This window comes from Thauera sp. ZXT1-4, from assembly GCF_052598215.2.
In genome coordinates this window covers 191,456-213,901 of sequence record NZ_JBQWSN020000003.1, presented here as the reverse complement: position 1 = coordinate 213,901, position 22,446 = coordinate 191,456, and the positions used below count along the sequence as shown (strand labels likewise).

The window sequence follows — 22,446 nt, the reverse complement described above, 5'->3', positions numbered from 1 at the left end:
CTCAACCGTGCCGCAACGCTTGGCTGGCTTCCAGTGCGACCACGGCAATCACCACAGCGATCTCCGTCCGGAGCAGGCGCTGATGCGTCTCGCGGGATGGCTCCCGCCGCAACAGGCGCCGACGCATCCACCACCAGCCGTACGCCGTCGCCCCGTAGAGGCCAAGCCGCCACACGAAGAAGTGGCCGGTGTGCGCCTGCAGCCAGTGCTGCCAGTCCTCGACACCGCCAATCATGTGGATGCCGGCGATGTTCACCGCCGCCGCAACAGCCACCACCAGCAAGGTCCACAACAGCGCCACGCCGACGCGGCGGTTGAACAGCCATGGCAGCCGCAGCCAAGCCAGCCGGCTCATGGCGTACCGCTCCGCGGCTTCTGGACTTCCCGCAGACGGTCGCGCGTGGTGTCGCCCTCGAAGATGCCGCGCGAGCCGGCGGCGCGGGTGCTGTGGCGCTGGATGATCGCCATCGCCGAGTTGCCGGCCAGCGTGCGCCGCAGCTCCAGCTCAGTCTTGAGGTTGTTGATCTCCTGCTCCAGCGCGCTGTTCTCCTGGTCGACCGCCCGCACGGCCAACTCGTTGGCGGCGACGTTCGGCTCCTTCTTGCCGGTGAGCAACGTGCGTTGCAGCAGCAGAGCCTTCTCCAGCACGCTGGACAGCGCCGCCTCGGACGCCAGGCGCTTGCCCAGCACGTCCTGGTCGGGTTCATCACGCAGGGCCTCGATCACGCCGCGGGTGATCGGCAGCGAGCTGCTGCCGGCCGCGTCGAGATTGGCCGGCGTCGTCGGCCGGGTGCCCGTCACCAGCTCCTGCAGCACCTGCAGCTTGGTCTCGTACTCTTCCTGGATCACTGGCGTGAGCCCGACGCCAGGCGTGGTCTGGGTCTTCGTGCAGTTTTCGCAGGTGCGTTGCTCGCGTTCGCCCAGCACGCGGTTCGCAAAGGCCGCGGCCGCGCCAGGCGACGACCAGGTCTGGCAGGTCAGGCGGTTGCCGCAGGCGCTGCGCGCGATCGACGAGGTATCGGTGACGCTGCGCCCGTTGAGCAGGTTGTAGCCCGCTCGCGTCACATCGCCGACCACCTTGATCGAACTCTGGCCGGAGCCGCCCGCGTTGCCGCCGCCGACCCATGGCACGCCGTTGTTCCCTTTGTTGGACTCGGCCTGCTCGATGGCGGAGACGGCATCGGTGCTGCTGACCGCATCCCGCAGCGCCATCCCTTCGGCGAGCTGGTCCCAGCCGGCCTGGCCGCCGGCCATGTCCGCCATGCGATTGGCGATGGCGCGGCAGGTCATCTTCGAGCGGTCGAAATCCAGGCGCGCCTGCAGGATGCCGTTGGTGAGCAGGTTGTACAGGCCCGGGTCGGCGCGCTGGATGATCAGGGCCGGCAGCGAGGCCACGGCGCTGGTGGCGTTCTGGATCACGTTGCTCATGATCGTCTGGAAGCCGTTGGTGATGCCGTTGAGCTGGTTCTGCAGCGTCGTGGTGATGCTCATGTCGCCGCAGATCAGGTTGCTGTTCCAGCCGACGCCGACGCCGATGCTCTGCATGTTGCCGGCACCACCCATCGACACGGCCCGGCCGCCGCCGATGCTGTAGAGCACGTCGTCGCCGATCACGCTGCCGCTGACGTTCACGCCATTGGGGTCGATGCGGGTCTGCGCCCAGGCGACGCCGACGACCAGCGTGATGGCCGGCACAAGCAGCGTGGCCCGCAGGGGCGACTTCGCCCGGCGCAGGAAGTCAGGGAGGGAGGCGTTCATCGTGGGTTCCTCACATGAAATCGACGCTGCCGAGGAAGACCTGGCCACGGCGCCGGCAGCAGGAGTACGGCCGCCACAAGGCCCAGGCGTAGTCGCCCTGCTGGGCCTGCACGCGGGTGCGGCTGTGCGGGAAGACCACGCAACTGTTCGAGAGCGTGGGCGTCAGCTCCTGCCACTTGCCCGTCGAGGCGTCGGTCTCCATCAACGCGCCGGCCGGCCAGTACCCGTCGCGGGCGTTGGCCAGCAGTGGCTGGTACACGTGAATCTGGTTGCGGCGCGTCACGATGTCGCCCGCGCGCTGCGCGACCACGGCGCCGCTCTTGTGATCGTCGGTCTGGTGCAGGAAGCCACCGCGGGGATACACGTTGCCCCAGAGGTTCAGGCCGGTGCGCGTACCGATTTCGCGCCGGCCGGGGATGAGCGCTTCGGGGTAGAACGCTTCCGGGATGTTGTAGCGCCAGGCGATCGTGTCGAGCGTGCTCAGCAGATACGGCATGAAGGCCGTGCCAGCGCCTTCGCAGGTGTAGCCGGAGGCGCTGGCGAACTGGCTGAACACCATCCCGGCCGGATGGCCGATGACATCGGCGTTCTTGAACTTGGCGACGTTGTTCTCGTTGTCGTGATTGGTCGTGCCGTCACCGCCAGCCTTGGCGGTCGGGTTGGGCATGCTCATCGCCCTGACTTCCAGCCACGGGTTTTCGCCGGTGTTCGAGTAGCTCGACACCACCGCATCGGGGACGTAGTGGCGCACCTTGACGGAAGTGCGCACCGAGCAGCCGAAGGGCGTGCAGTACAGCCAGTAGCAGATTCCGACCACGCGGTATTCGAGGCAGTCGGGGGACATCGCCGACGAGACGATGGTGGCGGTGTCCAGGGCGAACGTCGACGTGGCCGTGCCCAGCAGCAGCGAGGCGGCGGTGGCGCGCAGGCGCCGGCGTGCCAGCGGGAGGCTCATGGCTGCGTGCTCCGGTAGGCATCGATGCGCGCGACGGCACGGGACACGTCGGGCTCGCCATAGACCACGTAGCGTCGATCGACCACCACGGCGGGAATCTTGGCGATGCCCAGTCCCCAGGCATCCGCGACACCCTGATAGGCATGGCCGATGCGGCGCTGCAGGGCCTCGCCGCCGTCATGCAACCGCTGCCGCACCACGGCTGCGGCCTGTTGCGGGTCGGCCGGCAGGTGCGCGGCGAGTTCGACCTCGATGCGCGTGGCCTGGTCAAGCTCGATGACCCGCACGCCGGCCGGGGCCTGCACCGGATGACGGCTGTCGGTGACGACGAGCACATCGGCGGCCGCCGCGATGGGACCGAGCAGCGCGGCGCACAGTCCAGCGGCCAGCCTGGCGGCCAGGGGGCGCCGCGAGACAGCAGGAAGGTTGAGGGAATGAGCCGGCATGTCGCGCCTCCGCGGAGTCGATGCAGACTCGTAGTCGAGCGCAACGCAGATCAGGGAACGACAAAGAAACCGAAACCGGTCAGTCCCGATTTCCTGCGCACCGGCGAAAAGAAACGGGAGCCAAGGGCTCCCGTGGTGATGAAATGAATGCGCATGGGGTGGTGCTGCTACAGCAAGCCGGCTTCGGCGAACGAGTACGGGCTGCCCTTGCCGACGATGAAGTGATCCAGCACCCGGACATCGACGGTAGCCAGGGCACTCTTCAGCCGCTCGGTTATCGCACGATCAGCGGCCGAGGGCTCGGTGTTCCCCGAGGGGTGCTGATGCGCCAGGATCAGCGCCGAAGCGTTGAGCGCCAGCGCACGCTGGACCACCACCCTCGGATACACGCTGGTCTGGTCGACCGTGCCCTTGAACAGCGGTTCATAGGCGAGCACCTGGTGCTGGTTGTCGAGAAACACGACGGCGAAGATTTCGTTCGGCTCCGCGACCAGTTTCAGGCGCAGGTAGTCGCGCACGGCGGCGGGACTACCCAGCGCCGGACCGGCCTTGAACACGCGGTTCTCCAGCAGGGTGATGGCCTGCCGGATGATCCAGTCTTCATGCTGGGCGGCGATCAGGGTGAGCGACTCCGGGCAGGAGTCGGCGATGACAAGAGACATGGCGAACCTCCAATGGATGAGATCGGAGGGCGCCTGCCCCTGGAGGGCAAACCCTCCTGGGGACGATGGGGATGGAACGGGTGACGAGCGGGCATCCACCACCGCGGATGCGGTGGCTGTTCGCGTCAAGGGATGCGATGCGAACGGGTTTCGATCAACGCGGACAAGCCGCGCCGCAGCCTTGAAGATCGATGGCTACCTGGGCATGTCACCGGCAACGCCGGCGGGCATGTCTGGGGAATGGGCGGGTTCGGCTACGGTCGTGCTGCCGGCGGCGAGCAGGTCGATAGCCGACAGCAAGGCATCGCCTTCGACGGGACCGTGCAGCAGGAGGGTCTTGCCGGACTCGCGGTCGCGCAGTTGCAGGGCCGGCGTGGCCGCGATGCCCTGTTGTGCTGCTTCCACCGCCTGGGCACGGATGACGGCATCGGGGCGCTCGCTGTCGAGACAACCCTGCATGGCTGGTGTGAGGTCGGGATAGCGCAGGCCTTCCGGCGGGCCCTGGCCGTCGCCACGGGTGTTCGAGTAGAGCCACGCCACGGCCTGCCAGAACGTGGCATGTCCGCCCGTCTCGCCCGCGCACTCGGCCAGGCGTGCCCCGGCAGTCGCGGCCGGCTCGTGCATGGACAGCGGCAAGTGATGCCACTGCCAGTTCACCTCGGGATGGGCGTCGATCCAGCGCTTGAGCGCGGGGAAGTAGGCCCGGCAGTACGGACACTCCAGGTCGGCGTACCCGACCACCGTGAAGCGCGCATCGGCACGGCCATACAGCCAGGGCGGGCCGGCCGGTTTCGGCGCTTCGGACCCGGCGGCGGCCAGGGGCATGGGCTCGGTCGCCGGATGCGACACACGCAGCAGCATCCACGAGGCCACCGCAATCGTCACCACGATCAGCAAACCGATCCAGGGATGACGGCGGGCGAATGAAGGCATGCGCATCGCGTCGCTCCCGTCAGGCCAACGTGTCCAGCGCCAGAGGTTCGATGCCCCGCGCTCGGTCGATCTTGTCGGCCACGCGGAAGGCGGCATCCAGCTCGCTGATGCCGTGCTGCTGCATCAACTGGAAGCGTTCGGCCTTCTCCTCGGGCTCGGTCATCGCCATCGCCAGGTAGAGGCTGGGCGGCACGGCGCGGAACAGCACTTCCATCGACTTGGACAGGATGACGCCCTCGCTGAACTTGCCGGTCTCCTTGCGGGCGGACAGCATCAGCGCCTTCTGCGAAGCGTTGAGTTCGCGGAAGCGCGCGATCTTCTCGACTTCATCGGGCGGCATCGACAGGCAGATCCACCACTCGATCATGTTGAGCATGGGCTCGGCCGCTTTTGGCAGGTCGTCCAGGTTCTGCGTAGCGAGCCAGAACCAGGCGCCGAGCTTGCGCCACATCTTGGTGATCTTGACCACGTAAGGCGCGAGTAGTGGGTTCTTCGTGATGATGTGGCCTTCGTCCGTCACGTTGATGATCGGGCGACCCAGGAACTGGTCGCGCTCGGCGATGTTGTTGACGGTGTTGATGAGCGAGATGTAGGCAATCGAGAGTTGGGCGTTGTAGCCCTCGCGCGCGAAGGTGGCGAGGTCCACGATGGTGATGTCCGCCTCGGGCCACGGCGTGCCGGACCGGTCGAACATCTCGCCGTCCACGCCCTGGCAGAACATATCCATGGCGTCGGCCATCTCCAGCAGCCGTGCGCGCCGCATCTCCGGCAGCGTGGCGTCGCGGGCGCGCTCGCGCAGCGCGTCGCGCACATCGCGCGTGAGCACCGTGCGCTTGTCCGCCACGCAATGCTGGGCCGCATCGAGAATGCACTGACGGATCAGGCTGCGGTCGGCGCGCGTCATGCGCGCCTCCTCCTTGTCCTCGCCGCCGGTAATCATCAGCCGTGCAGTGATCTCCAGCTCGCCGAGCACGTCGCGCTGCTCGTCGCCTTCCACCGCCATGCCGGCATCGGTCTGCTCTTCGTCGAGCGCATCGGCGTCCAGCGTCTGTACCTGGCTCGGCGTATCGACTAGGCGCCAGGCGTCGGCGAACGGCGCCAGACTGACGCCCGCGCCCGGCGCGAGCTTCACCCGATGCACGGTGAGGCCCAAGCGTGCCGCGAAGTCGCCGAACAGGCCGAAGCTGTTGCCCGCCTCGACGATGAACAGGCGCGGCCGATAGATCGCCGTGACTTGGTTCAGGATGTTGTTGAGTGTCGCGCTCTTGCCCGAACCCGTGGGGCCGAACAGGAACAGGTGCGCGTTCATCTGCCGGTCGAGGCGGTTCAACGGATCGAAGGTGATCGGGCCGCCGCCGCGGTTGAAGAACGTGATGCCCGGATGCCCCGTGCCCTGACTGCGGCCCCAGACCGGCGCCAGGTTCGCCGCATGTTGCGCGAACATGAGCTGGGTGTACCACTGGCGCTTGTCGGCCGCCGGATCGAACACGCACGGCAGCCAGCGCAGATAGCTGTTCAGCGGCGCCACCTCGTCCTCTTCGCGTACCGGTTGCAGACCGGCGTTGAGCATCACGTTGACGAGCTGCAGGCCGCGCGCATCGAGCTGGGCCAGGTCGCGGCCGCGCAGGTAGAACGCCAGCGTGCCGCGGTAGAGCTTGTGCGCGCTGCCGATCAGGCCGCGCGCCTGCTGCACGTCCTGCCGGGTCTGCTCCGAGGCCAGGGTCTCGCCGACGGCCTTCCTGGCGAGGTGGTTGAGGTGCGCCTCCAGCACGTCCTGGGGCGTGGCGACCAGCGTCAGGCACATCACCGTGTCCTCGGGCATCTGGTCGAACAGCGCGTTCATGGCATCGCCGCCCTTGCGCGTCTCGCCCGTCAGATGGCCCGTCACGGGTGGCGTGCGCAGACGATCCATCACGATCACCCGATGCGGCATGCCGTCGAAGAACCACAGGCCGTTGGGCACGTCCGAGCGCGGTTGGCCGAAGAACAGGCGCTGCGCGAAGTCGGTGCCGCTGGCGAGTTCGATCTCGCCCTCCTCCCGCTCTTCCGGGTAGCGGGTCAGCGCGTAGAAGCGTTCCCGATCTTCGGCGGTGGCGCCGAGCAGGGTCGGATTCGGGTTGAACCAGCGCAGCAGCCAGGCGTGGATGTCCGCCGCGCCGAGACGCCGAGCCTTCACGCCGGCATTCGCCAGCCCGCCGGCGAGGCGGTCGCAGATCGTCGTCAGCGCCTGCTCGGGCAACTGGCCGCGCCGCGGGGTCGGGGCCGCGGACGTGCGGCGGTAGACCACCATGCGCACGCGCCGCACCTGGCCGCGCCACGGCAGGCGCGTCACCGTGGTGTCCTCGAACAGGCCACCCGGCTTGGCGATGGCCCGCAGGTGATGGGCGAAGAAGCGCAGGTAGAAGTCGCTGAACGCGCTGCCCTGCGCACGCGGCTGCAGATAGTTCGCCAGGGAGCGCAGATAGTTGTCCCAGTCGGCCTCGTCCTGGGCGTAGAGCTGCACCACCCAGGGGTTGTCGTCCAACTCGTCGAAGGAGTCCTGCAGGGCGTTCTCCAGCGCATCGCGCGCCTGCCATAGCCAGGCCATCTCGCGGCCCTCGGTGCCGACCGGCGCCAGTTCGAAGAAGGCCGCCACCGACTGGCCGTCTTCCAGCAACATGCACTTGCTGCCGGGCAGGTACTCGACCCAGGGCAGCAAGTCCGCGAACGACGGCGCGACGCCATAGAGCGCATCGTGGTCGGCCTGGGTGGCCGGCCTGCGCCGGCCCCGGCCGAGCGCGCTGCCCGGCTCGGCGACACCCTGTGCCGCCAGCGCCGTCACGTGCCGTGTCCAGGCATCATCGGCCGCATCCACGGCGTCAGCGTCGGGCTTGCGTGACCACGGCAGCGACCAGGCCATCAGTAGTCCTCCACGCGCTCGCCCGGCATCGCGTACTGCACGCGCTGGTAGAGCGGGAATACCGTGCTGTAGCCGGGCACCGGCACCGGGTCGGTGCCCGCCAGGTGCGGGAACACGTACATCACCAGGTCGGGGTTCGGCAGACGGTAGAACTGGCGGTAAATCTCGTTCTGCGCGGTACGGGTGTAGCGCGCCTGCACGCCGGGCGCCGCCTGCCCATCGGCCTCGGTCAGCGGCCGGCGCAGGCCCTGGCGCGCATCGAGCAGTTGCCGCGCGGCCTGGCCGCCGCCCGCGCTGCCGCCGGTCTCCTGATGCCAGATGTCGAGCATGGTGCTGTCGCCGTGCAGCAGCAGCTTCTCCTTGCTGGTGGCGCAGCCGCCGAGCAGGGTGGCCGCCAGCAGCACGGCGGCCGCGTCAATCCAGATCCGAGGCATGGGCTTCTCCGGTGCGGTGGTGGACCCGACGCCCCTTGGCGTCGTAGTCGATGTCGAGCGGCTGCTCCAGATGCACGGCCACCTTGGCGCCGGGCTGCACGTAGACCGCCGCGAAGGCCTGGCCGTAGAGCTTGTTGACCCAATCGGCCATGTCGCGCACGCCGCCCGCGAGGATGCGGCCCATCGCTTCGTTGCCGCTGATGCCGACGGTGCCGAGCGAGCCGTTGCTGTTGGCGACCACGGCCACGCTGCCGCTGTCGGACTTGATGAGCGAGGCCGCGCCGGCACCGGCCGCGGTGATGAGCGCCTGGCTGCCCAGGTACTGCTGGGCGTTGCTGCGCCGCTCGCCGCTGACGCAGGGGATGCCGTAGGGGTCGCTGATCCAGCCCAAGCCGCCCTGGATGCTGGCGCCGTTGTGCCCCGAGTTGCCGCCGCTGCTACTGCCCTTGCTGCTGTCCTCCGGCACCGTGCGGATGGTGCCGTCCTGGAACACGAACGTGACCGAGCGGATTTGCCCGCGCACGCACGAGAGCGTCCAGTCGCCCGAGGCCGTGCCGCTGACCACGGCGCCGGCCACGTCGGGGATGTCGATGCCGTTGGCCGTGAGGTTGTCCGGGCCGATCAGCACCTTGAACGGGTACGGGTCGTTGACGGTTCCATCGATCGGCACGCGCCCGATCAGCGCCGTCATGGCGATCGACCCCATGAGCGTCGAGTTCGACGGCACGGTGTAGACCGCCTTCGTGGATGCGCCCACGGCGCGGCTGCCGACGTCGGCGACGGATTCCACTGCGGCCGACAGGCTTTTCTGGGCCGGCCCGAAGCTCAGGGGAAAGCTCGGCTCCTTGCTGGCGTTCTTGGCGTCGACCTTGGCATCGTCGGGCTCGACCCACTGCGTGCCACCGACGCCGCGGTTGAAGCGCTTGCCATCACCCTCTTCCAGCCCCAGCCCGACGGGCAGGTCGGACGGGCCGCCCTTGCCGGAAAGGCCGTCCAGTTGCCGCTGCAGATCCTGCAGCAGCCCCTGGGTCTGCTGCCTGTCGCTGGCCACCTGATTGCGTTCCTGCTCCAGGCGGTTGCGTTCGCCTTCCAGCGCGCTCTGGATGCGCTGGTCGATCGCGCTTTCCCGCGCACGCAGGCGCTCGTTCTCGGCCTTGTGCTGCTTGTTGTCGCCGAGCGCGCTCTGCAGCTCGGTGCGCAACTGCTTCACCTGGGCCACCAGCGTGGCAACGGTATCGCGCGGCGTGTCGCCTGCGATGCCCAGGGCTTTCATCTCCTCGGGCGTGAGCGTGCTGGCCGCGCCCTTGGGGGCGGGCTGGCCGCCGGGGGCGCCGGAGAACAGCTTGATGCCGACGAACACTAGCAGCAGCGCCATCGGGATCAGCAGCCACTTGAGCAGCGGATTACTTTTCATCGCGCGCTCCTCCGGTCGAGCCGGCCGCGGCGGCCGGCGGCAGGTTCACGCTGGCGTCGATCGGGCTCAGCGCCGGCAGCAGCGACTCGGCCAGGCCGTGGCCGCGCGTGACCAGGTAGAGCACCGTGGTGTCGGACGCGGTGCCGGCCGGCCCCAGGTTCGGATGCTGGAAGGTCGCCGCCACGAAGTTCCCCTGCAGGGCGCGCGGGTCGAGGTCGAGCCAGCGCGCCGAGGTATTGGTGAGTCGCACGGCCGTCACCCACTGGTCTTCCAGGCGCCACGCGGCCAGTGCCCGCGCGTGCACCGGCAACGTCGGCAGCAAGGTGTCCAGCGCGAGGCCGCGGCGCAGGTTCACGCGCCCGATGCCGGCGACCGGCTCGACGGTGCGCAGTGGCGCGTACAGGTTCTGTGCGGCATGGCGCGTCAGCACGACCGGTACCGGCGTTTCGCGCCGGGGAACGGATTTGTCCGCGGGCGCATCGGCCTGCTCGTCCGCGCCGCTTGCTGCACCGCCGCCGTAGCGCTTCGCGGGGGCTTCCGCTTCCACGATGCGCACCGGCTCCAGCGGCGCCTGGCCGTCCTTCGCCGGCTCGGCGGCGATGTCGAGCAGGATCAGCGCGCCGGATTCCACGTCCTGCAGTTGCAGCCGCGTGGGCGGAATCGGCTCGCTCGCCCGCAGGTAGATCGCGCCGCCCGCACTCTGCACGCGCAGATGGTCGCCGACGCTGGCCGGCACGCCGACGCGCACATTGCGGTCGATGAAGACCACGCGCTCCTGGCCGACCACCAGCGGCACCGGCAGGGGCAGCCGCTCCCAGCGCAGGATTTCCACGGCCTGGCTGGCCGGCACGAAACCGAGGATCAGCAGGACGGCGGCCAGGGCCGACCAGTTAACGGGCTTCATGGGGAGTCTCCCTGCAGATGGCCGGAGGCATTGGCGGGCACGCCGGCCTGGGTCGGCGTCGGCGACGGTTCGATGCGCTGGGGTGCGCTGGCGTAGCAGTCCAGCGCCAGGCCGAAGGGGTTGTGCTCGGGGTCGATGTCCAGCCGGACGACCTTGATGGGGTAGCGCACCAGGGCGCGCTTGACCTGCTCGGAGCCGTAGTATTCGTCCGCGCTCACGTCGAGCGTGACGATCCAATCGCGGTCGGAAACCACCTTGACGCGCGTGGCCGGATCATCGCCGTAGCCGCGGCCGGGAATCTCGTAGATGCCGCGCACGCGCTGACGCAGCTCGCCACTGGCACGCCGGTACTCGTAGTCCTGCTGCAGGAAGGCCCGGCAGCTCGGCGTCAGGTAGGCCGACAGCGCGCGCAGGTTGCGCGGGTAGTCTTCTTCGCCGTTCGTGGGCCAGCGCTGTACCTGCTGCCAGATGTAGAAGGAGAAGGCATACACGCTCTCGGGCGGCACGTCCCACCACTTGCGCGTGCTGCCCGAGCGCAAGTCCGGCGGCACATGGATGGTCAGACTCTTCGGCGCACTCCACCAACCGAAGCCGAGCAGCAGCGCCACCACGAACAACGCGCCGGCCCCCAGACGCAACGTCTTCACGTGCGCCTGCAGGTGCGCAACCTCGTTCTTGAAACGGCTCATGGCGTACCTCGATCGGCATTGCGCCGGGTAGTCCAGTAGCCCGAGCGGGTGATGAGGCGCTGGCCGCCCAGGAGCGCTGCCAGCGCCGGGTGCCGCAATGCCAGCCGCCACTGGAGCTGCCGGTAGAGCCAGGTGTCGGGCCGGCCGCGCTTCTGCGCGCGCAGGAAACCACCGCCGACGAAGACGCCCAGCGCGATGCCGGCGACGATCAGCGTGGGCACCATGGCGATGCTGTGCGTGAGCCAGGCCAGCGGCAGGCCGAGCGCGAACCCGGCTGCGGCCGACAGGCCGGCGCAGATCCACAACTCGTCGGCGGTCAGCCCGCGCACGACCACCGGCTGGCGGTTCAGCCGGTGCGGCAGGAACGTCACCAGCGTGTCTTGCGGGGTCTCCGAAGGGACGGCCATCGCTTGCCGCCCTCACAGCACGCCGGTGGCCTTGGTGAGCAGCCAGATGCCGACCACCAGCAGGATCGCGCCCACGGCGACCGTCAGGCCGAACTGGCCCCAGGTGGCGCGGCCGGTGTGGATCTCCGAGTAGCGCGTGTAGGCGTGATAGCAGACACCGACGAACATCGAGGCGACCACGAGCAGCGCGATCAGCAGCACGATGTCGTAGCCGTAGTTCTGCAAGGTCTGCAGGATGCCGCTGCCCTGGCCGCGCGATGGGTCTTCCATGGTCGGCAGGCCCTGCGCGAAGGCCGACAGCGGCAGGCCTGCGAGCGCCAGCGGCAGCAGCGGTGCGGCGATGCGGGACGAAATGCGATGGGGTGTCGGTGGCATGTTCATGGCGTATGGCCTTTCGTGACGGTCAGGAGAGGAGGAAGAAGGTCAGCACCAGGTACATCGCCACGAAGCGCACGACGACGGCGAGGAACTGACGTTCAGTGATGCGGTGCTCGGCCCAGCCGACGTAGGCGGTGCGCATGGCCCACACGCCCCACAGCAGCAACACGGCGAACACGAAGCCCAGCACCACGGCAGAGACGGCCGAAGGCGCAAAGCCGCCGTTGGCCTGGAAGGCGGCGACCTGATCGGCAGAGGGCGTCATGGCGACGGCTCCTCGTCGTCGGCGCGGTCGCGGTGGACGTAATCGCCGGCCAGCGGGACGGGATCGCGCGGCTGGGCGCGCTGGGGCACGAGGTAGTCCTGCAAGCCGGCGCGAACGCGCTTCAGGTCGGCGCGCAGTCGGGCGTAGTCGAAGTGGTAGCGGGCGCGTTCCTGCGGAGCGGTATTGGCGGCGTGCTCGGCGAGGCGGTCGATCAGGTCGAGTTGGCGGGCGAGCGCGGTGAGCTGCTCACGCTCCATGGCGACGCCGTCGGCGGCGACGGCAGGCTGCAGGGCCGAGAACGACACGGCCAACAGCACGGCCAGCGAAGGCCATGCGGATGCGCGGCGTTTGGTCTGTCCCATCGTGCCATTCCCCGTTGAAGCGGATGGCCAGATGCTGTGGCGCGCTCTCGCTTTGCGCCGCAGGGAATGGGAACTCCGGCATGACCGGATTCCCGGGGCGAGCTGGCGATCAACCGTGCAATGCTCCCGGGATTGCGGAGTTGGCCAGCGCCTACCGCAGCTTGGTAGAATTGGCTAAACTTGGCAATCGTAATCTACGAAAGGCCAGATCGGATGGTTTCCGGATGACTGAAGTCGAGAGCGAGATCCTCACGCTTGAGGAGGTCGCGGCCTACCTCAAAGCCGGGAAACGGACGGTCTATCGCCTTGCCCAGAAAGGCGAGATTCCGGCGTTCAAGCTTGGAGGTACCTGGCGCTTCCGCCGCTCGGAGCTGGATCGGTGGATCGCCGAAAGCATCAGCAAGAAGAAGCCGGAGGCAGAGTGAGCGTGCACCAAATCGGCAACCGAATCACGTTCGGGAAAGAACCAAGGGGAGGATTGCTGGCGTGCCAGTTCCCATAATTGATCTTTTTGCTGGCCCAGGAGGGCTCGGGGAAGGATTTGCTTCCCTGCAGGGCCACAAGCGGCAGCCATTCTTCGAGATCGCCCTTTCCATTGAAAAGGATGCTGTCGCACATCGCACGCTGACGCTCAGGGCAGTGTTCAGGCGTTTGCGTGGCACCAAGGACGTCAAACACTACTACAGCTACATACGGGGCGAGATCGATGAGGCCGCTTTCCGCAGGATCCCTGCCGTGGCCAGCGCCTTCGAGCATGCTGCCGCCGAGGCGAGGTGCCTGGAGCTTGGCAAGTCCGACGAAGCCAGTATCGACAGGGAAATTCGTGCTGCACTGAAGGGGCAGGAAACCTGGGTGCTGATCGGCGGCCCGCCCTGCCAGGCGTATTCGCTGGCGGGGCGCTCCAGACGCGCCAACGACAAGGACTTTCACAAGGATGAAAAGCACTTCCTCTACAGGGAGTACCTGAGAATCATCCAGGTGCACAAGCCCACCATCTTCGTGATGGAGAATGTCAAGGGTCTGCTTTCCTCGAAGCACTCCGGCGACCCGATGTTCGAGAAGATCATTGCGGATCTTTCGATGCCGACCGAGGGGCTCGAATATGAGATCCGATCCTTCACCAAGAAGGGCGACGGCAGTTCGCTGGAACCCACCGACTACCTAATCCATTCTGAGCGCCATGGGATCCCGCAAAGCAGGCATCGCGTGATTCTGCTCGGAGTGAGAAAGGGGCTGGACATGCCTCAACACCAGTTGCTGGCACCAGTAGCAAGGCCTGTCACGGTCAAACAGGCCATTGACGATCTTCCCCGAATTCGCAGCAAGCTGTCGCGTGGCGATTCAGTGGACGCATGGCGCAAGGCTGTTCAGGCTGCCCCCTCTTACGTCAAGGGATGGGGGACAGAAAACGAGTCCGTCATGATCGGGACAATGCGTGCCTTTGCCGCTGCGGCAACCAGCACCACGACCGGTGGCGCCTTCATTCCACGAGGCTATAGAAGGCCGAAGAAGCCGACCGAGCTTCAGCAATGGCTTCACGACCGAAGCCTGGGTGGTGTCTGTCAGCATGAAGCGCGCGCGCACATGGCATCCGATCTTGCTCGCTATCTTTTCTCGGCCAGCTTCGCTCATTTATGGGGATATTGCCCACGGCTGGATGTGTTCCCTCCCAAGCTGCTTCCCGATCACATCAATGTGCATGTCGATCGGGAATCCGAAGCGATCCCGTTCAAGGATCGGTTCCGCGTGCAGTGCAGGAACGAACCGTCCACCACGGTGGTGGCTCACATTGCCAAGGACGGGCACTACTACATCCACTACGACCCCTCCCAATGCAGAAGTCTCACGGTCAGGGAAGCAGCACGGCTCCAGACGTTTCCCGACAACTACGTCTTCGCGGGCAACCGCACGGAGCAGTACACCCAGGTCGGCAATGCGGTGCCTCCGTTGCTTGCCCACAAACTGGCCAAGATCGTTCGTAGTCTTCTGAACGAGATGAGCAGGAGAAGGCGGAGGCAGGCTAGTGATGCCGTACAGAAGAGGCCGGCGGGAAGCGTGCCGCGAAACCTGCCAGAACAGCGTCCGGTGCTTGCCGAAGCGGGCTAGTCAATGCTCTGACCAATCACCAAGACATCTTCATCGCCATGCAGCCACTCCTCAACCGCTTGCGCAGTCTCCTCGACCGAGTGCCTCAAGGCGCACTCCCAGACGACCGCCACGCGCCAGCCGAGAGCATGGAGCATCTCCGCATGGCGCCTGTCGCGAGCGACATTTCCCTGGAATTTCTGCCGCCAGAAATCTTCATTGGTCCTGGGAGTGGTTGTGTAGCGGCAGCCTTCATGTCGGTGCCAGAAGCAGCCATGGACGAACACCACTGCTCTGCGCTTCGGGAACACAAGGTCGGGGGAGCCGGGCAGCCCCCGCACATGAAGTCGATATCGAAAACCCCTGGCGAAAAGGAGGGAGCGAAGTATCCGTTCCGGCCGGGTGTTCTTTCCGCGAATGCTCGACATCATGCGGCTACGTTGCGGAGTGGTAGGAACGCGCATGGTCTTGAGCATCTTCCGCCTGAATGTCTGCAGAAATGGCAGCTCCGCGCTTCCACTTGGTAATGCGAACGGATGAAGACGACACCCGAAGCAGCAATTCGGAGCTTACCATGCACGTGACTCACGAGAAGACGCAAGAGGAAGCCGATGGCTCGTGATCGCAGTCATCCGCCGAGCGCGGCCTGCCTTTCCGAATCGATGCGGGACCTTGGGTACTCGCTCGAAACTGCGATTGCCGATCTGATCGACAACAGCATTTCCGCTGGCGCGGACACCATCGACATCATTTGCGATGTGTCCGGTGAGCATCCTGTGATGGTCATCCTCGACAACGGCAGGGGGATGACGGAAGACGAGCTGCTCGATGCGATGCGTCATGGGACCGGCAACCCCAGGCAGCATCGGTCGCCGAAGGATCTTGGGCGCTTCGGCCTTGGCCTGAAGACAGCCTCGTTTTCCCAATGTCGCTCGCTGACCGTTGTGAGCACGCGCGATGGAACTGTCTGCGGAGCCGAATGGAATCTGGATCGCATCGATGCTGCCGACGACTGGATTCTTTCCATCCTGGATGATGCGGACATCCATGGCTTGCCTTATGTCGAACGGCTCGGCGCCCGGGGCACGGCCGTCATCTGGCGAGAGCTCGACCGATTGATGGAGGACGAGGCCGGGGATCGTCGAGACGAGATCGTCAATGAGAAGCTTGAGGTGGTGGGCAGACATCTGTCACTTGTCTTCCACCGGTTTCTCTCGGGTGAGATCAAGGGACATGCCAAGATTTCTCTCACCGTCAATGGTCGTCCGATTACGGCATTCGACCCCTTCTGCAGGAAGAATCCTGCCACCCAGGTGCTTCCGGAGGAGATCGTCCGCATCGGCGAGGCCGAGGTGCGCCTGCAGCCTTACGTGCTTCCACACCACAGTCGTCTGTCCGCGTCCGAGTACGACTACTACCAGGATCGCAGTGACTTCATCTCCAATCAGGGGGGCTACGTCTATCGAAACGGCCGCCTGATGGCCTGGGGCGACTGGTTCAGACTCGTGCCGAAGGGTGAGGCCACCAAGTTGGCGCGGGTACAGATCGACTTTCCCAACAGTCTGGACGAAGCCTGGACCATCGACATCAAGAAATCGCGTGCCCGCCCGCCGCATGCGGTGCGGGAGCGCCTGCGTCAGATCATCAACAGGATCACTGCCCGCAGCGTGACGGTGCATCGGGGACGCGGGCAGAGGCTTTTTCAGGAAAGCCAGGCCCCGTTCTGGGAGCGCTACGCCGATCACGGCGGCATCCGTTTCGCAATCAACGAGCAGCACCCGCTCATCGCATCCCTGGGCACAAGACTCTCGCCCGAGAATGCGGATCTGCTTCGTGTCCTGCTGGATTCGATTGCCGCCTCCCTGCCGGTGGAGATGATCTATTCCGATTACTCGACCCATCCGCGCGAGATCAACCAGAGGGCGGTGGATGAAAGTCAGACTTTGGAGCGCCTGAAGAGTCTCAGGAAGGTGCTCTACGGCGACGGGCCGGGCGATCCGAATGCCTTTCTCCAGATCGTGCGCTCGACGCACCTTTTCGATGGCCAGATCGAACTGGCCGAAAAATTCATCAGCGAGACCTTTGCATGAGCCTCACAGTCATCACGGAAGAACGGAACATCGCCAACGCGCTCATCTCGGGCCTTGCCAACATGGCCGAGACGCCGACGCGCGAGCAGGTGGAGGAGAAGGCGAGACAGATCGCCGCGATCTTCGGCTATATGGGTGATCTCCGCAATATCGTCACCGAGGCGATGATCTCGGTCGACACGCGCATGGGCGCCGGTGTTTCGCTGGTGGATGTCACTGCGAAGCATGATGATCAGTGGGTCCACAAGCGTGAGGATGTCGCCTGGACCTATGCGGAATCCTATGGAAACTTTCTTCTCAAGGAAGGTTGGCCACCGCAGATGGTCCAGTCGCTGAGCGATGTGACGACCCGCATTCTCGGCCACCTGCAGGACCCGTTGAGCGAGGGCACAACTTGGAACCGTCGCGGACTTGTCATCGGTCATGTGCAGTCGGGCAAGACGGCCAACTACACCGGCCTGATAGCACGCGCCGCCGACGCTGGCTACAAGTTCATCATCGTCGTCGCCGGCATTCACAACAATCTGCGCAAGCAGACACAGCAGCGCATCGATGAGGCTTTCATCGGCCGATCCAGCGATCCCGAGGATCGTCGCAACATCGGTGTCGGCCTCGCGCCGGGCTATCCGCATCCGGCCACCCTCACCAACATCAACGAGGACTTCAACAAGAACACGGCGGAAAAGAGCGGCTGGAAGATCAACGACTTCAGCAAGCCGATCATTCTGGTCATCAAGAAGAACGTCACGACGCTCACGGCTCTTCACAAGTGGCTGAAGGAGCTGAACGCCGAGGGCGATGGCCGGATTTCCGACGTGCCGATGCTGCTGATTGACGACGAGGCCGACAACGCGTCGATCAACACGAACAAGGAGGATCTGGATCCGACCCGAACGAATGCGATGATCCGGCGCATCCTCGGGCTGTTCGCGAAATCGTGCTATGTCGGCTACACGGCGACACCGTTCGCCAACATCTTCATCAACCCCGACGCCTATGGCGATGATGTGCGTGAGGAGCTGTTCCCGCGCGACTTCATCTATTGCCTGGACGCGCCAACGACGTACTTCGGTGCCGAGAAGGTTTTCCTCGACGAGGCGACCAGTCAATCGATCGTGAGGCCGATCGACGATTGCGAGGATCTCATCCCGTACGCCCACAAGCGTGACGATCCCGTCCACGAGTTGCCCCCCAGCCTCTATCGCGCACTCGACGAATTCATCGTCGCCCGCGCCATCCGGAACCTGCGTGGGCAGACCAGCAAGCATTGCTCAATGATGGTCAATGTGTCGCGCTTCGTGCCCGTTCAGAAGGCCGTGCGTGACTTCCTGAGTCTCAGGGAGAAGAAGATCAGGGAAGCGGTTCTCGCCAACTACGCGATGCCGGAAGAGGTTTCCTCAAGAAACGCGTACATGCAGGGCCTGAAGCATGCCTTCGATGCCGAGTATGCCGATGCTGGATTTACCTGGGCGGAAGTGAAGACTGCCCTCAGCGGCGTCTTCGAGCACCTCCACCTCTATGTCATCAACAGCAAGAGTGACGAGGTGCTCGACTACGCCCGCTACGCGAAGGAAGGAGTCGGGTTGACCGCGGTCGCGGTCGGTGGTCTGAGCCTCTCCCGAGGCCTGACCATCGAGGGGTTGACCGTCAGCTACATGTACCGCAATACGAAGATGTACGACACCCTCATGCAGATGGGCCGCTGGTTCGGCTACCGGCCGGGCTTCGAGGACCTCTGCCGCGTCCATCTCTCGCGCGACTCGATCAACTGGTACTCCCACATCGCCGATGCCGCCGAAGAGCTTGTACAGCAGGTCAAGCGCATGCGGCGCGATCGCCTCAGCCCGAAGGATTTTGGCCTGTACGTCCGCTCGCATCCGGACAGCCTGCTGATCACGGCGGCGAACAAGATGCGATCGGGCCAGGAGGTCACGGTCGAGCAGAGTTTCAGTGGGCGACTGCGGGAGAGCTACATTGTCTCCACCGACCCCGACGTGAATGCCAGGAACCTTGCGCTGATCGCCGATCACTGGCGGAGTGGATTCGGCGGACGACCGGAGGAGTCCACCGAAAAGGGCGTCATCTTCAGGGACGTGCCCGTCGAGGTGATCGACGACTTCCTCACCCGGTTCGAATGCCATTCGACCTTTGCCGGACAGAAGTCGGACGTGGTGAGCTATCTCGAACGGATTGCGACAAAGCGCCCGCTGGCCGATGTTCTGCTGATTTCCCCTTCGGGTGGCTCAGGCGGTGAAAACCCGTTCACCCTGAGGAATCAGGTGCGCGTCGTCGGGAAGGATCAGCCGAACGGCACTTCGTGGCGCCTGAACAAGGACAGGGTTGCCTCGCGTGGCGACGAGAAGCTTGGGCTCAGCGACGCACAACGCAATGAGGCCAGGACGCTGGCTGGCGGCGAAGATGGCTCAGGAGCGGTATCCGACACACATTACCGTATGGTCCGGAACAAGCCGCTCCTCATGATTCACAGCCTGGAGCCCAAGGGCGAGGCCGTGACGGGACCGATCGCCGCCTTCGGCGTCAGTTTTCCCTACGGGGACTATTCGACGACCATCAATGTCGTCGTGAACAAGGTCTGGCTCCAGCAGATGCAGGGTTACGCCGACGATCCTGACGAGGAGGATGACTACGATGCCTGAGTCCTCTCCGTGGGATGACATCGCCGTTCCGGGAGCGGACTTCAATGTCCGCCAGGTTGCGGCGGGAACGGCCGTGCCCTGTTTCTGGGGACGCGATGCCAGTGGCGCCTGCCTGTTCATCGTGGAGCTTCAGGGCGACCACGCAGCCCAGTACCGGATGAACGCGGTCACGGTGAACGGCATCGATGTCGATCTTCGTGCCGGAGATCAGGGGCAGCAGCACTTGGTCCTCGCTCTTGAAAGGCAGGTCGACCGCGATCTCTTCGAAGGACTGTGCCGCACCCTTGCATCCTCGCTGGAGCACGCCACCGACTCGGCGAGTTCTCTCGCGGTCTCTCTGGCACACATCCGCCGTTGGAAGACCTTCCTGTCAGGCCGGAGTCAGCACCTGTCCATCGAGGAAGTCCGCGGTCTCTTCGCCGAAATCGTCTTTCTGACGGAACTGATCGATCGGCAGATGTCGAGCAGTGACGCCGTCGAGGCCTGGCTCGGTCCGGAACGATCACATCAGGATTTCATCTTTGGCAACACAGCCGTCGAGGTCAAATCGCTCTCTGGCGCAGAGCGGAGCAGCGTCCGCATTTCATCGGAAGACCAGCTCGAATCCCTGAACGATGCGCTGTTCCTGCGCGTGTACCGGCTGAGCAGTCTGACCGACGCGGCAGGAGCTCGATCGCTCAACGAGATCGTCACTGCAGTCCAGGCACGGCTCGGCGAGGCGGACGCCGTCGATGCCTTTGACCGGAAGCTGGTTGCGCACGGCTATGCGCCGCTCCCTGACTACGATGAGCCTCGCTTTGTCGTCAGCGACGTGCGCAGCTATCGTGTTGGTGACGGATTTCCGCGTCTGATGCGGTCGCAACTGCCGCCAGGGATTGACAACGTGGCCTACGACATCAGGCTGGAAACGATTGCTCCGTACAAGTGTGACGAAGCATCCATCTTCGGGGAGGATTGATGGAGCAGACCGACGAAGAGTTCTTCCACGACTTCCGACAGGAACTTTTGGCGGGCGCCGAAGCCAATGGCAGCTTCCAGCTCTCCGAATTCATGGAGGCCATCGCGAACGACCTTGTCGAGACAGGCTTCACGGAAGGGTTCGAACTCTGCCATTTCCGGGCGCAGCGTGGTATGCGCGTGGACGGCTACTGGTTCAATGACGAAGGAGTTCTGGACCTCTTCATCGCGGACTTCGACTCCCGAAACGAGCTGGCATCGCTCACCAGAACGGAAGTGGCCGCGGCATTCAAGCGTGTTGCCAACTTCTTCGAGGCCAGCGCCAACAAGGGCCTGGCCGGCGAACTGGAGGTCACATCGCCGGAGTACGGCCTTGCCAGGCAGATTGCGGATCGCAAGGACGCCATTCGGCAGGTCAACCTGGTTCTCTTCTCCGAGCGCACGCTCAGCGAGAAAATCCAGGCCCTTCCCGATACGGAAGTGGCAGGTGTTCCGGTTGCTCACCACATCTGGGACATCTCACGACTTCATCGTCAGCGAAGCTCCCGCAGCCACAAGGAGCCACTCGACCTCGACTTCGAGCAGATGTTCGGCAAGGGCATCGCCTGCCTTCCCGCACACCTGGGGACCGATGCCTATCAATCCTATCTCATGGTCATGCCTGCCGAGGTGCTGGCGACCCTGTACGAAAGATTCGGAGCGCGTTTGCTTGAGCAGAACGTCCGTACGTTCCTGCAGGCGCGCGGCAATGTGAACCAGGGAATAAGGGCGACGATCCTGAACGAACCTGGGATGTTCTTTGCCTACAACAACGGGATTACGGCTACTGCACAGAGTGTCGAGACAGGGATGACGGATTCCGGTCTGGCGATCACGAGGGTTGTCGATCTCCAGATCGTCAATGGTGGCCAGACCACGGCATCGCTGTTCCACACACGGAAGCGGGACAAGGCCGATCTTTCCCAGATATTCGTCCAGTTGAAGCTGTCCGTCATTGACAGCCTGCAGAGCGAAACGGTCGTTCCAAGGATATCGGAGTATGCGAACACCCAGAATCGGGTGAATGCCGCCGACTTCTTCTCGAACCACCCGTTCCATGTGCGGATGGAAGGGTTTTCCCGACGGATCTGGGCACCCGCGCAGAAGGGCGCCCCGCGCGAGACGAGATGGTTCTATGAGCGCGCGCGCGGCCAGTATGCTGATGCACAGTCGAAGCTCACACCCGCGGAGCAGCGTCGCTTCAAGGCGGAGCATCCCAAGCCACAGATGTTCACGAAGACGGACCTCGCGAAGTTCGAGAATGTCTGGGATGACCACCCCAGGTGGGTGAATCTTGGCTCCCAGAAGAACTTTGCGCGCTACGCCGCCCGAATCGGCAGCGAGTGGGAGAAATCATCCGACGCGTTCAACGAGTTCTATTTCAAGAGGGCTGTCGCACGTGGTCTGATCTTCCGCGCCACGGAGCGCATCGTTTCTGCGCAGCCTTGGTACAACGGCGGGTACCGAGCAAACATCGTGGCCTACACGCTGGCGGTACTCGGTGACATCACGAAGCGCAGGAAGGAGAGCATCGACTTTCTGGGCATCTGGAATGCACAGAAGGTCGATCCGGTGCTCGAAAGTGCCATCGCTGTCGTGTCGGGGGTCGTGAACGACGACATCATCAGACCACCGCAAGGCATTTCCAACATTTCCGAGTGGTGCAAGAAGGAGGCGTGCTGGACGAGGATACAGGCTCGTACCGACGCCATTGCCAATCTCCTCCCGCCCGAGTTCTACGATCGACTTGTTCCGCAGGATGATCAGGCAGCGATCGTGAAGACTGCGAAGCAGACGCAGAGGATCGACAACGGCATCGAGGCGCAGCGAAAAGTGCTGGCTGTTCCCGCTGCGGAATGGGCTCGCATCCATCAGTCGCTGCTTGAGAAGGATCTGCTCACGCCGAAGGAAGACGGCGTGCTTAGGGTCGCCATGCAGATTCCCTCCAAGCTCCCGACAGAAAAGCAGAGTGTGGTGTTGCTGGATATTCTCGACAAGGGGCGTCTCGAAGGCGTGGTTGTGAGCGAACCCTGAGCGCCCAAGATTGGCGGTCACAAGTTCTTGAAGCGCCCCGCCGAGAAGTTCGATTCGGACACCGAGCGGCGCTTTGCC

The 22,446-nt window shown here is 64.9% G+C and carries 22 protein-coding genes; 6 read left to right on the top strand and 16 right to left on the bottom strand.

The window, feature by feature from the left end; translation table 11 throughout:
* Window position 1: 1 nt before the first annotated feature.
* The 15 genes from ACUH78_RS04465 to ACUH78_RS04395 all read right to left on the bottom strand — a co-directional run bounded on the left by ACUH78_RS04465 (window position 2) and on the right by ACUH78_RS04395 (window position 12,506).
* Complete coding sequence (locus ACUH78_RS04465) at window positions 2-355, bottom strand: hypothetical protein (protein WP_445332810.1); 354 nt, start codon at window positions 353-355, stop codon at window positions 2-4.
* On the bottom strand, window positions 352-1,758 hold the full coding sequence (locus ACUH78_RS04460; RefSeq protein ID WP_445332809.1) for an integrating conjugative element protein: 1,407 nt from the start codon (window positions 1,756-1,758) through the stop codon (window positions 352-354). Before ACUH78_RS04460 ends, ACUH78_RS04465 begins: the two co-directional genes overlap by 4 nt.
* A gap of 10 nt (window positions 1,759-1,768) precedes the next feature.
* On the bottom strand, window positions 1,769-2,713 hold the full coding sequence (locus ACUH78_RS04455; RefSeq protein ID WP_445332808.1) for a TIGR03756 family integrating conjugative element protein: 945 nt from the start codon (window positions 2,711-2,713) through the stop codon (window positions 1,769-1,771).
* A complete protein-coding gene (locus ACUH78_RS04450; protein ID WP_445332807.1) occupies window positions 2,710-3,159 on the bottom strand; it encodes a TIGR03757 family integrating conjugative element protein in 450 nt (149 codons plus the stop codon). Before ACUH78_RS04450 ends, ACUH78_RS04455 begins: the two co-directional genes overlap by 4 nt.
* Window positions 3,160-3,326: 167 nt before the next feature.
* Window positions 3,327-3,821 (bottom strand): RadC family protein, encoded by a 495-nt coding sequence (gene radC / locus ACUH78_RS04445; protein WP_034005105.1) that lies wholly within the window; start codon window positions 3,819-3,821, stop codon window positions 3,327-3,329.
* Between the two features lie 195 nt (window positions 3,822-4,016).
* Window positions 4,017-4,760 (bottom strand): DsbA family protein, encoded by a 744-nt coding sequence (locus tag ACUH78_RS04440; RefSeq protein WP_445332806.1) that lies wholly within the window; start codon window positions 4,758-4,760, stop codon window positions 4,017-4,019.
* 13 nt (window positions 4,761-4,773) lie between these two features.
* Entirely contained in the window at window positions 4,774-7,653 is a 2,880-nt protein-coding gene (locus ACUH78_RS04435; RefSeq protein ID WP_445332805.1) for a conjugative transfer ATPase, read from the bottom strand.
* Window positions 7,653-8,087 (bottom strand): TIGR03751 family conjugal transfer lipoprotein, encoded by a 435-nt coding sequence (locus ACUH78_RS04430; RefSeq protein WP_115759310.1) that lies wholly within the window; start codon window positions 8,085-8,087, stop codon window positions 7,653-7,655. The genes ACUH78_RS04435 and ACUH78_RS04430 overlap by 1 nt, the downstream gene beginning before the upstream one ends.
* The gene (locus tag ACUH78_RS04425; protein WP_445332804.1) at window positions 8,068-9,501 is read right to left on the bottom strand and encodes a TIGR03752 family integrating conjugative element protein; all 1,434 of its coding nucleotides are present in this window, start codon (window positions 9,499-9,501) and stop codon (window positions 8,068-8,070) included. The genes ACUH78_RS04430 and ACUH78_RS04425 overlap by 20 nt, the downstream gene beginning before the upstream one ends.
* Window positions 9,491-10,405, bottom strand: coding sequence for a TIGR03749 family integrating conjugative element protein (locus ACUH78_RS04420; RefSeq protein ID WP_445332803.1), 915 nt, complete (start codon window positions 10,403-10,405; stop codon window positions 9,491-9,493). The genes ACUH78_RS04425 and ACUH78_RS04420 overlap by 11 nt, the downstream gene beginning before the upstream one ends.
* Window positions 10,402-11,094: a PFL_4703 family integrating conjugative element protein gene (locus ACUH78_RS04415; protein WP_003294217.1), complete on the bottom strand. Its 693-nt coding sequence runs from the start codon at window positions 11,092-11,094 to the stop codon at window positions 10,402-10,404. Before ACUH78_RS04415 ends, ACUH78_RS04420 begins: the two co-directional genes overlap by 4 nt.
* Window positions 11,091-11,501 (bottom strand): TIGR03750 family conjugal transfer protein, encoded by a 411-nt coding sequence (locus ACUH78_RS04410; RefSeq protein WP_076471932.1) that lies wholly within the window; start codon window positions 11,499-11,501, stop codon window positions 11,091-11,093. Before ACUH78_RS04410 ends, ACUH78_RS04415 begins: the two co-directional genes overlap by 4 nt.
* A 12-nt stretch (window positions 11,502-11,513) precedes the next feature.
* A complete protein-coding gene (locus ACUH78_RS04405) occupies window positions 11,514-11,882 on the bottom strand; it encodes a TIGR03745 family integrating conjugative element membrane protein (RefSeq protein WP_019484549.1) in 369 nt (122 codons plus the stop codon).
* Window positions 11,883-11,904: 22 nt separating this feature from the next.
* Window positions 11,905-12,144: a TIGR03758 family integrating conjugative element protein gene (locus tag ACUH78_RS04400; protein ID WP_010792128.1), complete on the bottom strand. Its 240-nt coding sequence runs from the start codon at window positions 12,142-12,144 to the stop codon at window positions 11,905-11,907.
* Window positions 12,141-12,506: an integrative conjugative element protein, RAQPRD family gene (locus ACUH78_RS04395; protein WP_019484548.1), complete on the bottom strand. Its 366-nt coding sequence runs from the start codon at window positions 12,504-12,506 to the stop codon at window positions 12,141-12,143. The genes ACUH78_RS04400 and ACUH78_RS04395 overlap by 4 nt, the downstream gene beginning before the upstream one ends.
* Before the next feature lie 224 nt (window positions 12,507-12,730).
* Between ACUH78_RS04395 and mads1 the strand changes: the two genes are divergently transcribed.
* Complete coding sequence (gene mads1 / locus ACUH78_RS04390; protein WP_009397209.1) at window positions 12,731-12,931, top strand: methylation-associated defense system helix-turn-helix domain-containing protein MAD1; 201 nt, start codon at window positions 12,731-12,733, stop codon at window positions 12,929-12,931.
* A 61-nt stretch (window positions 12,932-12,992) separates the two neighbouring features.
* Window positions 12,993-14,612 (top strand): DNA cytosine methyltransferase, encoded by a 1,620-nt coding sequence (locus ACUH78_RS04385; RefSeq protein WP_445332802.1) that lies wholly within the window; start codon window positions 12,993-12,995, stop codon window positions 14,610-14,612.
* On the opposite strand, the gene ACUH78_RS04380 is transcribed toward ACUH78_RS04385, so the two are convergent.
* Window positions 14,609-15,067, bottom strand: coding sequence for a very short patch repair endonuclease (locus tag ACUH78_RS04380; protein WP_048940592.1), 459 nt, complete (start codon window positions 15,065-15,067; stop codon window positions 14,609-14,611). The two genes, ACUH78_RS04385 and ACUH78_RS04380, sit on opposite strands and share 4 nt — an antisense overlap.
* Before the next feature lie 135 nt (window positions 15,068-15,202).
* Here ACUH78_RS04380 and ACUH78_RS04375 point away from each other — a divergent pair, with 135 nt between their 5' ends.
* The 4 genes from ACUH78_RS04375 (at window position 15,203) to ACUH78_RS04360 (ending at window position 22,368) form a co-directional block, all read left to right on the top strand.
* Complete coding sequence (locus ACUH78_RS04375) at window positions 15,203-16,681, top strand: ATP-binding protein (protein WP_311181642.1); 1,479 nt, start codon at window positions 15,203-15,205, stop codon at window positions 16,679-16,681.
* Window positions 16,682-16,743: 62 nt separating this feature from the next.
* Window positions 16,744-19,338, top strand: coding sequence for a Z1 domain-containing protein (locus ACUH78_RS04370; protein WP_445332801.1), 2,595 nt, complete (start codon window positions 16,744-16,746; stop codon window positions 19,336-19,338).
* Complete coding sequence (locus ACUH78_RS04365) at window positions 19,331-20,296, top strand: PD-(D/E)XK motif protein (protein ID WP_445332800.1); 966 nt, start codon at window positions 19,331-19,333, stop codon at window positions 20,294-20,296. The genes ACUH78_RS04370 and ACUH78_RS04365 overlap by 8 nt, the downstream gene beginning before the upstream one ends.
* Window positions 20,296-22,368 (top strand): AIPR family protein, encoded by a 2,073-nt coding sequence (locus tag ACUH78_RS04360; RefSeq protein WP_023101508.1) that lies wholly within the window; start codon window positions 20,296-20,298, stop codon window positions 22,366-22,368. The genes ACUH78_RS04365 and ACUH78_RS04360 overlap by 1 nt, the downstream gene beginning before the upstream one ends.
* Window positions 22,369-22,446 lie beyond the last annotated feature (78 nt).

Excerpts from the sequence above, each read along its gene's own strand:
- ACUH78_RS04465 (WP_445332810.1), bottom strand. The coding sequence starts at position 355 with ATGAGCCGGCTGGCTTGGCTGCGGCTGCCATGGCTGTTCAACCGCCGC.
- ACUH78_RS04460 (WP_445332809.1), bottom strand. The coding sequence starts at position 1,758 with ATGAACGCCTCCCTCCCTGACTTCCTGCGCCGGGCGAAGTCGCCCCTG.
- ACUH78_RS04455 (WP_445332808.1), bottom strand. The coding sequence starts at position 2,713 with ATGAGCCTCCCGCTGGCACGCCGGCGCCTGCGCGCCACCGCCGCCTCG.
- ACUH78_RS04450 (WP_445332807.1), bottom strand. The coding sequence starts at position 3,159 with ATGCCGGCTCATTCCCTCAACCTTCCTGCTGTCTCGCGGCGCCCCCTG.
- radC (WP_034005105.1), bottom strand. The coding sequence starts at position 3,821 with ATGTCTCTTGTCATCGCCGACTCCTGCCCGGAGTCGCTCACCCTGATC.
- ACUH78_RS04440 (WP_445332806.1), bottom strand. The coding sequence starts at position 4,760 with ATGCGCATGCCTTCATTCGCCCGCCGTCATCCCTGGATCGGTTTGCTG.
- ACUH78_RS04435 (WP_445332805.1), bottom strand. The coding sequence starts at position 7,653 with ATGGCCTGGTCGCTGCCGTGGTCACGCAAGCCCGACGCTGACGCCGTG.
- ACUH78_RS04430 (WP_115759310.1), bottom strand. The coding sequence starts at position 8,087 with ATGCCTCGGATCTGGATTGACGCGGCCGCCGTGCTGCTGGCGGCCACC.
- ACUH78_RS04425 (WP_445332804.1), bottom strand. The coding sequence starts at position 9,501 with ATGAAAAGTAATCCGCTGCTCAAGTGGCTGCTGATCCCGATGGCGCTG.
- ACUH78_RS04420 (WP_445332803.1), bottom strand. The coding sequence starts at position 10,405 with ATGAAGCCCGTTAACTGGTCGGCCCTGGCCGCCGTCCTGCTGATCCTC.
- ACUH78_RS04415 (WP_003294217.1), bottom strand. The coding sequence starts at position 11,094 with ATGAGCCGTTTCAAGAACGAGGTTGCGCACCTGCAGGCGCACGTGAAG.
- ACUH78_RS04410 (WP_076471932.1), bottom strand. The coding sequence starts at position 11,501 with ATGGCCGTCCCTTCGGAGACCCCGCAAGACACGCTGGTGACGTTCCTG.
- ACUH78_RS04405 (WP_019484549.1), bottom strand. The coding sequence starts at position 11,882 with ATGAACATGCCACCGACACCCCATCGCATTTCGTCCCGCATCGCCGCA.
- ACUH78_RS04400 (WP_010792128.1), bottom strand. The coding sequence starts at position 12,144 with ATGACGCCCTCTGCCGATCAGGTCGCCGCCTTCCAGGCCAACGGCGGC.
- ACUH78_RS04395 (WP_019484548.1), bottom strand. The coding sequence starts at position 12,506 with ATGGGACAGACCAAACGCCGCGCATCCGCATGGCCTTCGCTGGCCGTG.
- mads1 (WP_009397209.1), top strand. The coding sequence starts at position 12,731 with ATGACTGAAGTCGAGAGCGAGATCCTCACGCTTGAGGAGGTCGCGGCC.
- ACUH78_RS04380 (WP_048940592.1), bottom strand. The coding sequence starts at position 15,067 with ATGCTCAAGACCATGCGCGTTCCTACCACTCCGCAACGTAGCCGCATG.
- ACUH78_RS04375 (WP_311181642.1), top strand. The coding sequence starts at position 15,203 with ATGGCTCGTGATCGCAGTCATCCGCCGAGCGCGGCCTGCCTTTCCGAA.
- ACUH78_RS04370 (WP_445332801.1), top strand. The coding sequence starts at position 16,744 with ATGGCCGAGACGCCGACGCGCGAGCAGGTGGAGGAGAAGGCGAGACAG.
- ACUH78_RS04365 (WP_445332800.1), top strand. The coding sequence starts at position 19,331 with ATGCCTGAGTCCTCTCCGTGGGATGACATCGCCGTTCCGGGAGCGGAC.
- ACUH78_RS04360 (WP_023101508.1), top strand. The coding sequence starts at position 20,296 with ATGGAGCAGACCGACGAAGAGTTCTTCCACGACTTCCGACAGGAACTT.